This is a genomic window from Paenibacillus sp. FSL H8-0537 (assembly GCF_038051995.1).
GTDB lineage: Bacteria > Bacillota > Bacilli > Paenibacillales > Paenibacillaceae > Pristimantibacillus.
On the sequence record NZ_CP150290.1, the window covers coordinates 6,146,449 to 6,161,787 of the forward strand.

A 15,339-nucleotide genomic window follows, 5' to 3' on the forward strand; every position below is an offset into this window, starting at 1 on the left:
GTCCCTCCTATTCTGCATTAAAGGAATTAAAATACACCATCCGATTTTTCACCGCCAGGCTGTCTCCGCCAAGCACGTCTACCAATTTATAAGCAAATGCATAGGTCGTTGCAGGCCCGCGGCTGGTGACTAAATTACCATCCACCACTACAACATCTTCCTTAAAGGTGCCGCTTGTTTCGATCTTTTGATCGTAGCCTACATAGGCTGTGAATTTTTTCCCATCGAGCACTCCTGCTTTTCCTAAAGCAATTGGCGCTGCACACATTGCACTCACAAACTTTCCAGCCTGATTCATCTCCTGCAGCAGTCTGATCACTCGGTCATCATCCCGCAGCCGTGTAGCTCCTTGCAAACCGCCTGGCAGCACAATCATATCGTAGTTTTTTACATCGTCACTGATGATTGCATCCGCCTTGACTACGATGTCATGAGCGCCGCGAACGCGTTCACCTGCAATGCTAATTAAATGGCACTCTATTCTGGCTCGTCTTAAAATGTCTACAATCGTTAAAGTTTCGCTTTCTTCAAATCCTTCCGCCAACATCACTGCGACTTTACTCACATTCACACCCTCCTGCTTCTTGGTAAGCTGGGCCTTATTCTCTGCCACTTTGCTTATTCTTAATTTGTCCTATTTTCGGACCGACGCCTTGAACATCGTCGGTTGTGCAGCATAAATCCTCATTTGCTTTTAACGCAACCATACCTTAACATGGATTACACGCAACTGAGAATCACATTTACATTTTGTATATGTAATAATAAGTTGCAAACATCTTCACAGCAGATTATATGGCTATTACATGACGGAGGTTTTTTATGATAAACAACTACAAGTATTTTCTAGTTTTATCTGAAGAGCTGAACATATCAAATGCAGCCAAACGGCTGTTTATCTCCCATCAATGCTTAAGCAAATATTTGAAGGGACTGGAACAAAGATATGATGTTTCTTTTTTTGAGCGAAAACCTAAATTTGTATTAACAGCCGCCGGCAAAATCATGCTGGATACGCTGCGCCAAATTGAGCTCTCGGAGCAAAATCTAGAAAATCAGCTTAGCGATTTGAAAGAGGACAGAACAGGCACCATTCATCTCGGAATAACGGAAGGGCGCTATCCGATTTTGGTTCCTAAGTTATTAAAGGAATTTCATAGCCTTTATCCGAAGGTGGAATTAACGATTCACCGCACAACCTCACCGCAGATGCAGAAAATGGTGCTAAATCACTCACTTGATTTATTTTTGTCTGGTGTAAGCAACCTGGCTTCTCAGCAATTAAAATACGAAACGATCCTAAATGAGCATATGTACCTTGTTATTTCTGACAACTTATTAAAGCAGTATTTCCCAAATGACTTTCCCGCGTGTAAAGAGACCTTTGCGAAGGGGGCCGATTTACGTTTATTTCAACATGTCCCCTTCGTTCTGAATGAGAAAAATTTCAATTCCCGTATTCTCCTAGATAGGCATCTATCTGAATGTGGGATCTCTTTGAACTGCATTAATGAGTTGACCCAGCCTGACATCCATCACCTGTTATGCGCTGAGGATTATGCAGCCAGTTTTTGCTTAACGATGTACTTGTCTGGAGTCAATCAATTAAATCAGTCCAAAAAATATTCCTATTTGAATGTATTCCCCATTGCAAACTTTACATCGGTCAATCCGCTTGCTCTGATATATAACAAAAACAAAATATTTCCAGCCTATACACAGGACTTGAAAAATATTATTAAACGATTTTGCAGCCCCATCGCTCATTTTTCACATGAACTACAAGGAAACATATAGTTTGTGCTTCTGCTCATGGGAAAGCTGCTTGTTGAGAAAGACCCTCCCCTAATCGCAAATAAAAGTTGCTGCATTGCAAATAAGATGTGCTTGATATCGAGGCATATTCCGTTAATATCAGCAGTAAAGAATGATGGGGGCAGGTTATGAACCTTTTAATTGATGAATTATCCAATTACGCAGCAAATCTTAGATATGAGGATTTATCCGAAAGAGCCATTGAAGTAGGGAAGCAGGTCATCTTGGATGCATATGGAAACATGGTATTTGGCCGTTACTGCAAAGAAAGCAAGCTTATTATGGACTATGCAAAATTAGCAGATACCGAGGTGAAAAACGAAGAATTAGTCCCTTTACTCGGTGAGGAAGATACCTTCACAGGTTCTGATACGGCTGTTTTTGTACATGCCATGATGGCACGCTGCGCAGATTTGGATGATGGCTATCGGCATGCGATGGGACATCCCGGTTCAATTCTCGTACCGTTGCTGCTTACGATGGCTCATTTGCACAAAAGGAATGGCAAAGAAATGATCACGGCCATTGTAGCAGCTTATGATGTTTACGCTCGCCTTGGCGAAGCTATCAATCCTTTTATGTACCGTGAAAGAGGCTTTGATGCTACTGGCGTTTGCGGTGCTGTTGCAGCAGCAGCGTTAATGTCGAAAATGACTGGTGCTGATGCTGTACAAACAAAGCATGCCATGGGTATTTCCTCCTTATTTACAGGGGGATTAATCGAATATCAAAATGATGGGACATCCGGAAAAATCATGTGCAACGGATGGGGTGCATTAACCGGTATGAGGGCGGTAAGGCTTGCTGCCTGCGGCTTTACCGGGCCTGATGCTGCGCTTGAAGGAAAATACGGATTTTTCCAAGCGTTTACGGGAACAAGTGGTCATTGTGATCTAACCCATGTAGCAAGTGATCTTGGAAAAAATTTCAAAGTAACAAGCATTTATTTCAAACGCCATGCTTGTCAGCGAGGGCTACATGCCATTTTGGATGCGATGCTCGACTTGAGAGAAAGCTATGCCCTATCGCCAGCGAAGATCAAATCAATCGATATAAGAACATCCTCGTTTATCTTTCGCCTGTCCAATCCGAATCCCAAGACAGCCGTCGGCGCGCAGGCAAGTACACAATTCACATCGGCAGTCGCATTAAAATATGGCCGAATGGACTCGGAGGACCTCATATACAACAGCTTCACCGATCCTGAAGTTCAAGAGTTGGTTGGTAAAATAACCGTTTCAAAGGATGATGAGGTACAGGCGTACTTAGCCGGAAACCCTACGCATTTTTGCGCAGCTAAAGTCATCCTAGAAACTTGTGAAGGAGAAACCTATGAAAGATGGGTTCCTGTGCCTTTAGGGGATGTCGAAACGCCATTTGGCTGGGAGATGTTGAAAGTTAAATTTAACCATTTAGTTGAAGAAACGCCTGCTGGTAAAACAAAAGAGGAACGATTTGATTTTCTGAGAAATCTTGAAAATTTTAATGATATCAACAGGTTATTCCGATTTTAAAATGATTTGTTTACTGGTTTGGCTAGTCTCGTGAGAAAAAGCCTCTCTCTTAAAAGCGAATGGCTTCACCCCTGATCATTTTAGGGCGAAGCCATTCGTTCTTTGTTGCAATCTTTTCCCAATCGTATTTTAACAGCTCTTTACTTGCCTTCTTGTACGAATTGTTCAATGCGTTGTTTAATTGAATCGCGAACCATGCGGAACTGAGCGATGATCTCTTCCTCTGTTCCTGTTGCTTTTGCCGGATCATCAAAGCCCCAGTGCCATTTGATCACGTTCGGATTGGAAACGACAGGACAATGCTCGTCTGCGTGCCCACAAAGAGTAATGACATAATCAGCATGATTTAGAATATCAGAATCAATGACATCGGACGTATGGCTGCTAATATCGACACCCGCTTCTTTCATTACTTGAACGGCACGAGGATTTAAGCCATGAGCTTCAAGTCCTGCACTTTTCACTTCATAGTTATTCCCGCCAATTAATTTCAAAAAACCATCGGCGATTTGGCTTCTGCAGGAGTTTCCTGTGCACAAAAAATAAATAAGTGGTTTGTTTTCCATTTTCTTATCCCCTTTTTAATATGGATAGCTTCCTTTTTTACCTAGCCCTTTCACCAAAACCGCTGTAATCAACACGATGATGGCGGCTGCCAAAACAGTGGAAATCCAGACATTAAGGTTTACTGTATAGATAAAATATAGCCATGCAGACAACCCCGCAAGCGTCATAAATAGGGTCGGTACCGTTAATAAAAGACCGATCTTAAAATAGTACCCCCAGCTAATTTTCACCTCTTTGCGCGAAAGCACATGAAGCCATAGAAGAGTAGCTAGTGAACCAATCGGTGTAATCTTCGGTCCTAAATCAGAGCCAATCACATTAGCGTAAATCAATGCTTCACGGAGTATCCCTTCCGTTTGGGTTCCATTTATAGCTAACGCGTCAATCATGACCGTCGGCATATTATTCATAAGGGAAGACAATATCGCAGCAATGAAGCCCATTCCCACCGTGGCGACAAACAATCCCTTATCCGCAACCGTTTGAATCACACTTCCAAGGGCATCCGTCAGCCCCGCATTTCGCAAGCCGTATACGACAACATACATGCCCAAGGAGAAAATGACGACCGTCCATGGAGCTTCCTTTATCAGCTTTTTCGTATGAATGATTGGACTGTTGCGGGCTGCAATAAGAAAACAGGCAGCAGCTATACCCGCTACAATCGAAACCGGAATGGAGAAAAATTCGCTGCCGAAATACGCCAGCAGTAATACAGCTAAAATAATCCAAGAAAGCTTGAATAATCTCTTATCCTTGATGGCATCGACTGGCTTCTTTAATTGTGCTAGCTCGTAATTTTTCGGTATGCTGTTTCTAAACAACAGGTAGAGCATGATTAAGCTTGCAATAATGGAGAAGAAGCCCGGAACGATCATACGGCTGGCATACTCTGCAAATCCGATTTCAAAATAATCGGCAGATACGATATTAACCAAATTACTCACAACTAAAGGCAAAGAAGCAGTGTCTGCAATAAACCCACTCGCCATAATAAAAGGCAAAATCATTTTATGTTCAAATTTCAAAGCCCTCACCATGGAAAGCACGATCGGGGTAATAATTAATGCGGCACCATCGTTTGCAAAAAATGCAGCGACAGCAGCTCCAAGCAAAATGACATACACAAACATAAGCTTGCCATTCCCTTTTGCGAGACGGGCCATATGCAGCGCTGCCCATTCAAACAGACCAATTTCGTCTAAAATCAGCGAAATTAAAATGATCGCTACAAAGGCAAGGGTAGCATTCCATACAAGTGCTGCAACCGCGCCAACATCAGCGAAGCTCACCACTCCCATGAGAAGGGCAAGCACCGCTCCGGCCGTTGCCGACCAGCCAATGCTTAACCCCTTCGGCTGCCAAATGACAAATACAAGGGTCAGCAGAAAAATGACAACGGCAATGACAGTCATGCTTCCTCCTGTACTCCGCAGCTGTTATTTTTCAGGCCTGCTAATTGTGCTTTCATGGAAGGCAAATATTCATAAACACATTGTACATAGGCTTCCGCTTCCGGGTTTAAAGAATAATAGACCCACTGCCCTTTTTTCTTTTCGCTCAGCAGCCCTGCTGCTTTCAGCTTGCGAAGATGCTGGCTGGCATTCGGCTGAGACATCCCTATCATTTCGGTTATATCACAGACACAAAGCTCCTTTTCTTTTAACAAAGCAATAATCGTTAACCGTGTTTTATCCGCTAACAATTTATAGGCTTCCGCCATCTGTTGAATTTTTTGCTCCACATGTTGTTCCATATGTTGTTCCACATGTTGTTCCATATGCGGCACCTCCCTATAAATTCGGTTATCTGATCCTCTTTGCATAATCATATAATTAATCACTTATATAATCAACGGCGAATATATTAAGCTTTTGTAAAGTCAGCGTTTTATATGAGCTGTCGTACAACCGCTTTTGCCACTCTTCCTGAACCTTCTGATAGGCATAGATGACAGAGGATAACTTCTCTGCCGGAAAAAAGAACAGCCAAGTAAAATCAGGCGTGAATGCCTGATTTTACTTGGCTTGCAGTCAAAAAATCTTCCGTTATCCCTTCACACCGCCGACAGTCATCCCTTGCACAAAATACTTTTGCAAGAATGGATAAACGATAATAATCGGCAGACTGGCAACAATCGTCATCGTTGCTCGAATCGAAGTCGGTGTTACCATCGTTACATTGCCCTGTGCATTGGCAAAGGCATCAGCTGCTGTTCCGCCTGAGCTGGTAGTTGTGCTTGATGTTGAGAGTACCTTCATCAGCTCATATTGCAGTGTACTTAAATTAAGACTGGAAGAGTTATATAGAAAAACATCAAACCAGGAGTTCCATTGATAAACCGCTACAAATAGCGAAACCGTCGCGAGGGCCGGTACGGTAAGAGGCAGAACAATACGCATAAACGTCGTAAAGTCCCCAGCGCCATCAATTCTTGCCGACTCCATAATTCCTTCGGGCAAGCCTTCAATAAAGGAACGAATGACAATCATGTTAAAGACACCAATAATTCCGGGAATAATATAGACCCAAAAGGTGTTCAGCAAGTCCAGTTCTTTCGTCAGCAAGTAGTTCGGAATTAAACCTCCGCTGAAATACATCGTAAAAATAAAAATGATGGTCACAAACTTTTTGAAAACATATTCCGGGCGGCTGATTGTATAGGCTAGCATCGCTGTACAAAACACAGAGACTACTGTTCCTACGATCGTGCGCGCTATAGAAATAAAGGTTGCATGGAAAATAGCGGACTCATTGAAGATGTAATCATAATTTCGCAGCGTCCAATCACGAGGCCAAATATAGATACTCCCACGAATGGAATCATTGGCATCATTAAAGGAAAGAGCAAACATATTCAAGAAAGGGTACAGCGTTACAACGATCAGCAATAGCATAAAAATGATATTGCACACATCGAATATTTTATCAGGGGAAGAAAAGTATGCTTTACGAGTTGATTTGGCTTGACTCATAGTGTTTGCCTCCTTGCACATGGATTAGTAGAGCCTGCTTTGACCTAACCGTTTCGCAATATGGTTCGCTGCGATCAGAAAGATAAAGCTGACAACCGTCTTAAACATACCGGCTGCCGTTGCCAAACCATAGTTATTCATCTGCATGCCATATTTCAAAACAAATATATCAAGATTTTCTGAATAGTCCACGTTCATACTATTGCCGAGCAAGTATTGCGGCTCAAATCCAGATTCAAGAATAAATCCAAGATTCATAATTAATAAAATGACAATGACCGGTCTCATGCCTGGGAGTGTAATATGCCAAATACGCTGTAAACGTGACGCTCCATCCATTTCTGCCGCCTCATATTGCGCAGGGTCGATCGTTAAAATGGCAGCAAGATAGATGATGGTGTTCCAGCCTACATTTTTCCATATTTCAGATATCCCTAGAATGCCCCAGAAATATTCTCCTTTACCTAACCAGAGAATAGGCTGATCAATCAGCTGCAGCTTCAGCAGCAGGATGTTGACAATACCCTCGGGAGAAAGTGCGGTTTGCACAATGTTTGCCGCAACAACCCAGGAAATAAAGTGAGGTAAGTAGCTAATCGTTTGCACCGTTCTTTTGAAATAAACGTTGCGCAGCTCATTAAGCAGCAGCGCTAATACAATAGCTGTTATGAATCCTAATACGAGATTAATGGAACTCATGACAATCGTGTTGCGCAATACGAGATAAAAGGCCTCTTCTTTAAATAAAAACGTGAAGTTATCAAGCCCAACCCATTTTTGATCAAAAAGATCCTTAGCCGGCTTGAACTTTTGAAAAGCGATCGTCCAGCCCCAAAGCGGAACGTACTTGAATAAGATGACCCAAGCTAAAAATGGCAAAGACATCAGCATGAGCATTTTCTGCTTGGATAGTCTTTTTAATAAGTTTGTTTTGTGCAAGCGGCCAGTAGCCGTTGCTACAATTAGCTCAGTCTGTTTCCCCACTCCAGTTGTCTCCTTTATATATAAATTTTCTAATAATACAAAATTTTGGAATGAAAAGGCGGAGTTAACCCCACCTTTTCATAGCCTCATCTCATATTAGATAATTATTCAAGCTTACCAATTGCCTGCAACACGTTCCTTCACCTTGTTTGTAATAAATGCTTCAAAGCCAGCAACGTCCAGCTTGCCGAATTCTTTCACATACTCGTTCCAGATGGATTCATAGGCTGACTTGGATGCAAACACCAGTTTAGGATAGTATTTCTTTTGCAAATCCTCGGATTTTTGATTATAAATCTGTTCGGGAGAGCCTTGCTCCTTCAAAATACTCCAAGCAGGATACCATGGTCGTTCCACCGGCTGCGCAAACATCTTGGAGAAGGTTTCCACTTTATAGGATTCAAGCAATTTGAGATCGCCTTCTGTATAATTCGCAGCCGCTACTTCAGGCTGATTGCCTACACTGTAGGAATTGCCATCCTCAAATACAGAGTTGCTGCCATAACGCGGCCATTCATAATCAAAATACGCCCATCCGTAAGAACGTTTAAACTGATTATCATTACGATTGGCAAGCTGTTCCTTATCCATCACGAAGCGGCCTTCTTCGTTCTTGGAGTAGGTTTCACCTTCTTGCCCCCATTGAACCAGCTTCTGATTCTCTTCGGTCAGCAGGTTATCCCAATATTTAATAATACGGACAGGGTCCTTTGCACTAACGGAAATCCCGATCCCGCGATTGTTGACAAATGCAGGAGGATCGATGTAAGCATCTTTAATACTTTCGTCGAATACGATTGGGAGCCCTACATAACGAAGATCGTCATTGCCAGCAGCCTTAAGGTTGTTGGTAGCATCTCCTGTCTGCCATCCATAGTTGAAGTACCCAAGCACACGACCGGAAGTCAGCTTTGCAAGATACTGGTCCTTGTTAGCTGTAAAGGTCTCTGGATCAAGCAAGCCTTTGCTGTTTATATCATTCAATGCAGACAGCCATTTCTTCTCGAAATCCGAAGCTGCATACACTTTAGCTTCATGGGTGTTCATATCAACCATTACATTGCCGTCGTTTGGATATCCGGCTAAATGCATAGGCACGTTCGTAATGGAGTAGAAATCACCTGACACACCTGCGGAAGTAATGAATCCGATTGTACTTTTACCGTCCATCGTAGGATATTTGGCTTGATATTTCTCAATCAGCTCAAAATATTGATCGAGTGTCTTCACTTCAGGGTAGCCAAATTCCTTCAATACGCGGCGTTGAATCCAGAAAGCGCCTTGCCCAATGTCCGGCTCAGTCAAATATCCGTTGACATTGGCGGTATATGGAAGAATATAAATATTTCCGTCCTCGCTCTTGATTTTATCCATGTAATCGCCATATACCCGCTTAATGTTCGGGGCATGTTTCTCGATTAAATCATTTAATGGAATAAGCGCTCCTGCATCAATCAGCTTCTCAAGCTCCGCAACTGGAGATATAACGTCGGGATATTCTCCCCCGGCAATCATAACACCAGACTTTGTGCTCGCATCGCCGACGACAAATTCCATCTTCCAGTCAACACCTGTTTGTTGCTCGAGCACCTTGCCGATGGTCGTGTCGCTGGCAAGCACATCCTTGTTTGAGCCGAAGCCAAAGTAAGTAAAGGTTACCGGCTCTGTACTTACTTCGGAGCCCTCCGTCTTACCTGCCTCATTGTTACCAGCGTTCTTTTCTCCACCATTGCTGCAGCCTGCAATAAGCAGTGCCGAAGCCATTATAATTGCCATACTTGTCTTTAGCCATTTCTTGTTGATCATTACTTTGTCCCCTCTCTTGCAACAATAATTGTAAGCACTTTCATTATAAAAGAAATGAGGGCGCAATGTTACACCGCAAACCTTAGAATGTTCTTTGTAAAGTAAAGGATCTGACCGGCTAATTTAATGATTTGCATTACCCATTGGCAAGCGCAGCATAATACGTGTGCCTTTCCCCGCATGGCTGTCTATCGTGTAATCAAACGAATCTCCATAACAAAGCTTCAAGCGTGTTAACACATTTTTCATGCCTACCGAATCGCCCATTGTAACGTCCTCGGAAAAGTAATGATGCAGCTCCTCCAGTTTTTCTTCGCTCATGCCGCCTCCATTATCGGCAATAACAAATAAAATCCGTCCCTTGTCTTGTCCAATTTGAATGGTAATAAAGCCTATTCCGGGACTGCTTTCAACGCCGTGAATGCTGGCATTTTCTACGAAGGGCAACAAAGTCATTTTCGGTATTTCATATTCCAGTAAGGATTGTTCAACAGCAATCTGGAACTGCAGCTTATTGTCAAACCGATACTTTTGGATTTCCAGAAAGCTTTCAATCAATTCCAGTTCATCACGTATCGTAACGAAGCTGCGCTTCCACGAAATCGACTTGCGGAATATTTTAGCCATATTATGAATGGTGTTGGCCGTTTCTGATTCTCCCTTCATCAGGCTTCGCATACGGACCGTTTCCAGTGCATTAAACAAAAAATGAGGATTGATTTGGCTGTGCAGCGCATGAAGCTGTGCTTGTCTTTGACGTATTTCCAGCTCCTTTTTTTGGATATCCGCTACATAAACATCATTAATCAAATTTTCTATTCGCTCGCTCATACGATTAAATTCAACGGCAAGCTCGCCAATCTCATCCCGTTCCCGATTATAGGGGATTCTTCCAATCGTTTTGTTCCTCACTGACTTCATGTGCACTAAAATATCTTTTATTCGCGAATGGATGGAACGGGATACCATGATGATGATGAGGGTAGGGACAAGAAAATTTATGATCGCGAACCACAAAATAAACTGTCCTGACTGTCGCACCTCATACAATATCTTCTTTTCATCCATTACGCCATATAACGTCCAGCCTTCCATATAACGTCTATCATGATATTGCTTTTGGATGACAATCGGCTCATCTGGCTTTTTAATCTCATTGACCGTCCATTTGTCGCCTGCCGCTAGCTGGTCGCCCAACTGCCCATTAACTAGATGGCTGTAGCGAACCTGATTGCTTGGATCCAAAATATAGATATCGCCCTCAAAGCTGGAGAGTGCTATTAATTGAGCAATGTACTCCATGTTTAAATCAATCTTTATTATATGCTCGTAGGCTTGATCACGCTGATCTGATATTTTTTGAATGACACTGATGTTGTCCGGCGTTACATGCAAAAACGGATACGTATTGCTGTAATCTTCCACATGCTGATACCAGTCGCTGGCCCGGATCGCATCATCAAGCTTGACTATATCGCCAGAGACCAAAATAGTCGGATTATCACTCATGATGACAGCCGAGCTCAGCATTTTATATTCCTTGTCCGAACGGTTGAAAATGTTGGAAATGGATGCAAGCGACTCGATATATTGATCGTAGGTTTTATATTCTGTATTCAGATGATGGATCAGCGATTTATCAATGGAATACAAATAGGTAATGCCTGCGGCATCATCAATGGCGACGCCAAGTTCTTTTTTCATCTGCGTAATTGCCAGTTCCGCGTCTGCCTTCTTCTGATTTTTTATTTTAGTGGTCATGACGTTGTAAAACATAATATTCGTCAGCACAATGGGAATAAATACGCAAACGATATAGATGAAAATCAGCTTGTTTCGCAGCTTTAAATGATGCAGACTAAATTTGAACACCCCGCATAGCCTCCTTATTTTCTGCCAATAATCTTATTGCGATAATCTGTCGGAGTCATTTTTTCCAATTTTTCAAATTGTGTTGCAAAGTAATCCGAATTCGGAAATCCAACGAGCTCTGCGATTTTATACATACGGTTGTTCGTTTGCCGCAGCAGCCGCTTGGCTTCTTCAATGCGCAGTGAAAGCAAATACTCATTAAAATACATGCCATAGCTTTTGCGAAAGAGCTGACCGAGATAAACTGGATTCATATAAAATTTTGCTGCGATTCCTTTCAAATTTATATTATCCGTAAAATTAGCATCAATATATTTTTTTATTTTCTCAATGCTGCCCTTTCCTTTTTCACTTCGCTTTGCGGCTATATAGCCAGCCGATTCTTCTACAAAACGCAAGCATATATGCCGAAGCTGATTCAGGTTGCGGTATTTATTTCGCCAATCCAGTAGCTCATTCAGCAGCAGCAGCTCCTTCTCGTCCCCTTCAAATTGTCTGATGGTGTTTATGACCGCAATAATACTCCGTCTGATGGTATTGGCGACCGCGTCTGGAGCAAAACGCAATTGCTGAAATTGTTCAAAAATAGTATGGATGACAGCCTCATAGCCCTCACGCACATTCTCTTCCATCTCGGTAATCAATTTGCTGTGCAATTCTTCATCTACGTCAAAATAATATAAGGACAGCGGGAGCATCTCAGAAGCCATTATAATACCGCGCGAGCCTGCAGCAAAACGGTAATTCAGGCATTGGTTTGCGCTGCTCCCAGACTGGTCAATGCGCTTAAGATGCTCCTCCCTGCTTCCGATGAATAAGCTTATCGTCGTTCCCAGCTCTTTCTCAAGCATATCCAGCAGCCAGGCATAAGCCGTATGCTCGTTATCGCCCCATTGCATTAGCCATGCTTGTGGGACAATAAGTCCATACTGATTGTTCTCGCGCACATGAACGAGCGGAAGCGTCCCTTCGCGCTGCATATACCGCTGAAGCGCCGTCTGCATGGCCGGTAAATAATCGAATGATCCGGGTAGCTGCATATCCTGTATTTCTGCAATGACATAAGTGTAAGGAGAAGCGGCCGGAAGCTGCAAGATATGGGAAATTTGCTGAATGACCTGGTCGTTGGGCTCTGTCTGCAGCAAGGTTGCGATGATGGTCTCAGCGAGCGGTTTCTCTCCTGTATATGACAACAGCTGCATTTGATTCAGCGTATTTTCCACCTTTTTCAAAGTGGCGCCCAGTTCTTTCTTGTCCACTGGCTTCAAAATATAATCCGATACATTGTAGCGCAAGGCTTGCTGTGCATAAGTAAAATCATGATGACCGCTTATAATGATAAATAACGGCTGATGGTCTCCCTCCTCCTTCACATGCTTGATCAGCTCGAGACCATCGAGCATAGGCATCCTAATATCAACAATAACCAGATTAGGCTTCAGTCGTTCAATTAGCTCAATAGCTTGCTTTCCGTTTTCTGCTTCTCCGCATATTTCGAATTGCATGGCGGCCCAATTCATTAAATTGATCAGGCCCTTTCGCACAAATATTTCGTCATCCACAATGAGCACCTTATACATAGCTGATCCTCCTCTTAACGTGCAGCCTTGCTTTTCATCATATAATGGTGTACAGCTTAAAATGATCGCCCGTTTTTCGCTTGCTATAAAGTATACTTTATCGTTTACAATTCTCCTAGTGAAGAGAAGTTGCAGGCCCATTTTGCAAATCACACTAAGCACCAACCCGATGGCCGGTTATGAGAAGGATCAAATCGCTGAAGCCTTTGGCCTGGACAAAGTATGGATTCTGCTGTTAATCCTTATCATTCACGCAAAAAGATCGGTTTCAGATCACGTCTAAGTGATCCAAAACCGACCTTTTATTGTTTAAGCGATACATGTGCAAACACGGACATCCGTTGATAAAAACTACGGAACGATTACCTTCAATGCGGGGCGCACACCGTCACGAGCTAAGTTAACAAGACCATAGCTGCGTACACTGCTGCGTGGACCAATAAAATACGCACGTGAAGAATTAACAGGTTGGGTTCGCAGCCACCACCAAGAGCAGCCTGATTTTTCACCATTTTCGATAATATAGTCCGCTTTGACCGTCTTATCATACACATACAAGTGACAGCCATCTGCCTTTTTTATTTTGGAAAATCCCGTTCCTATTGCTCGACGTTTCGCGCTTAAAGCGACTTCATCATGTTTGTAGGTCAGTTCTCGCACCTCCGAGACACTGAGCAGAAAAACTTTGTCAAACGTGTCTGCACTTCCCTCTCCATTATCCGTACAATACGCAGTCTGGATGAACCTCTTCTCGGAGTCGTTAAACGCGGTATTATAAAACTCATCGTTCAGCCACTTACGCATATCAGAACTATGCCACGAGATATCGACAAATTCACTATGATACCGCCTGCAGTCTAAAATGAACTCGCTCAACAGGAATAGCTCGCTGCCTGAATTTTGCAGCACCCGCCACATGATTGGCGTTCTGTCTGTGCCATCCGCCGCTTGCGGATACGTGCCGAAAGTAAGGAGTGCGCCGGGCTCTGCGTTCCGAAATGGCGTGCAAGCCAAATCAACATTTTCCACGAGGATCTTCTCCATTCGTTTTAACTAACGTAATAGCTCAAATCGTTCTACTGAAATAGAGGAGCACCCAAGGAGTAGCCGACGATCATCAGCAACAGTATCGTAATGTGGTTGAGCGAGAATATGAACATCGAACGCGCCCACTTTTCCTCTGGCTTCCGCCGATATCCGTCGACGCTCAGGATCAGCCAGATCAAGCTCAGCAGCGCATTCGCCGCAGCGATATAAGGATTAAAGGACCAGAACAAGAAGCTGCAAAGGAACAACGCAACCAGATATACGTTCATCTGCACGTACGTTCTCCGAATACCCTTGACGACCGGCAGCATCGGGATGTTAGCCGCCCGGTATTCCTCCATACGACGAATTCCAATGGCATAAAAATGCGGCATTTGCCAAATCACCATTAACAGGAACAACGCCATTGCGCCAGGGTGAAAAATGTCAGGTGAAATCGCGGCCCAGCCGATCAGCGGAGGCATCGCACCCGACAAGCTTCCCACCTCCGTATTATAGATCGTTCTGCGCTTCGTCCACATGGTATAAGGCACGACATAGAGGAATAATCCCAGAAAGCCGCAGTAAGCTGCGAGCGGAGAAGAAATATACAAGGCGACAAGTCCACCTGTGGCGATCCAGATTCCCATGATCAGCCCGCTCCAGAGGTCAACAACTCCTGATACAGTCGGCCTATTTTTCGTCCGTTCCATAATGGCGTCGATATCACGATCATATAAATTATTGAAGATGCCAGCCGCTCCAATCACCAAGGCAGATCCGATCAAAGCGAGCACAATGTTGCCGATCTTATCGAAGAAAGATAACTGATGAACGTACAGCGCCATGCTAAGCCCTGCGACCATCGCAATGAGGTTCGACTTAATAATGCCAAACTTTATCGTTTCAAAGAGCACCTTCGTAATGGAGGTGGGTATTCGTTCAATACTCGTTGTATTGCTTTGTATCAACATGAGAATAACACTCCCTGTATCTGATTTCACTGCTATAGGTCTTTTCTATAGGTCTTTTCTATAGGTCACCTCTATAGGTTACCATAAAGCATCACTTATTTGCTGCTACTTAATTAACCCTCATGATTCTGTCAAAAATCCTTGTCGCTTTCGTGAACAACCCGTTTGCGGGTTCGAGACAGCATGGTCAGCATCTATTATTTATCAATATTATCCGCATGAAAAA

Annotated in this window: 13 protein-coding genes; 2 read left to right on the plus strand and 11 right to left on the minus strand. The window is 43.3% G+C overall.

Annotated elements, in window-relative coordinates; genetic code table 11:
* Positions 1-7: 7 nt before the first annotated feature.
* Positions 8-565, minus strand: coding sequence for a DJ-1 family glyoxalase III (locus MHB80_RS25935; RefSeq protein WP_341279665.1), 558 nt, complete (start codon positions 563-565; stop codon positions 8-10).
* A 257-nt stretch (positions 566-822) separates the two neighbouring features.
* On the opposite strand from MHB80_RS25935, the gene MHB80_RS25940 reads away from it, so the two are divergent.
* Positions 823-1,797 (plus strand): LysR family transcriptional regulator, encoded by a 975-nt coding sequence (locus MHB80_RS25940; RefSeq protein WP_341279666.1) that lies wholly within the window; start codon positions 823-825, stop codon positions 1,795-1,797.
* A 146-nt stretch (positions 1,798-1,943) separates the two neighbouring features.
* Positions 1,944-3,329: an MmgE/PrpD family protein gene (locus tag MHB80_RS25945; protein ID WP_341279667.1), complete on the plus strand. Its 1,386-nt coding sequence runs from the start codon at positions 1,944-1,946 to the stop codon at positions 3,327-3,329.
* Positions 3,330-3,469: 140 nt separating this feature from the next.
* Here the strand turns inward: MHB80_RS25945 and arsC are convergent, their stop codons facing one another.
* From arsC to cyoE, 10 genes are all read right to left on the minus strand, one after another.
* Positions 3,470-3,895 carry an arsenate reductase (thioredoxin) gene (arsC, locus tag MHB80_RS25950; RefSeq protein ID WP_341279668.1) on the minus strand — a complete coding sequence of 142 codons (426 nt, stop codon included), beginning with the start codon at positions 3,893-3,895 and terminating at the stop codon, positions 3,470-3,472.
* A gap of 15 nt (positions 3,896-3,910) precedes the next feature.
* Positions 3,911-5,311 (minus strand): arsenic transporter, encoded by a 1,401-nt coding sequence (locus MHB80_RS25955; protein ID WP_341279669.1) that lies wholly within the window; start codon positions 5,309-5,311, stop codon positions 3,911-3,913.
* The gene (locus tag MHB80_RS25960; protein ID WP_341279670.1) at positions 5,308-5,676 is read right to left on the minus strand and encodes a metalloregulator ArsR/SmtB family transcription factor; all 369 of its coding nucleotides are present in this window, start codon (positions 5,674-5,676) and stop codon (positions 5,308-5,310) included. Before MHB80_RS25960 ends, MHB80_RS25955 begins: the two co-directional genes overlap by 4 nt.
* 268 nt (positions 5,677-5,944) lie before the next feature.
* Positions 5,945-6,871, minus strand: coding sequence for a carbohydrate ABC transporter permease (locus tag MHB80_RS25965; RefSeq protein WP_341279671.1), 927 nt, complete (start codon positions 6,869-6,871; stop codon positions 5,945-5,947).
* 24 nt (positions 6,872-6,895) lie between these two features.
* A complete protein-coding gene (locus MHB80_RS25970) occupies positions 6,896-7,768 on the minus strand; it encodes an ABC transporter permease subunit (protein ID WP_341283082.1) in 873 nt (290 codons plus the stop codon).
* A 201-nt stretch (positions 7,769-7,969) separates the two neighbouring features.
* A complete protein-coding gene (locus MHB80_RS25975; RefSeq protein ID WP_341279672.1) occupies positions 7,970-9,661 on the minus strand; it encodes an ABC transporter substrate-binding protein in 1,692 nt (563 codons plus the stop codon).
* Between the two features lie 123 nt (positions 9,662-9,784).
* Positions 9,785-11,533, minus strand: coding sequence for a sensor histidine kinase (locus MHB80_RS25980; protein WP_341279673.1), 1,749 nt, complete (start codon positions 11,531-11,533; stop codon positions 9,785-9,787).
* Positions 11,534-11,547: 14 nt separating this feature from the next.
* Entirely contained in the window at positions 11,548-13,113 is a 1,566-nt protein-coding gene (locus MHB80_RS25985; protein ID WP_341279674.1) for a response regulator, read from the minus strand.
* A gap of 351 nt (positions 13,114-13,464) precedes the next feature.
* Positions 13,465-14,142 carry a DUF6273 domain-containing protein gene (locus MHB80_RS25990; protein WP_341279675.1) on the minus strand — a complete coding sequence of 226 codons (678 nt, stop codon included), beginning with the start codon at positions 14,140-14,142 and terminating at the stop codon, positions 13,465-13,467.
* A gap of 47 nt (positions 14,143-14,189) precedes the next feature.
* Positions 14,190-15,113, minus strand: coding sequence for a heme o synthase (gene cyoE / locus MHB80_RS25995; RefSeq protein ID WP_341279676.1), 924 nt, complete (start codon positions 15,111-15,113; stop codon positions 14,190-14,192).
* Positions 15,114-15,339: the final 226 nt, after the last annotated feature.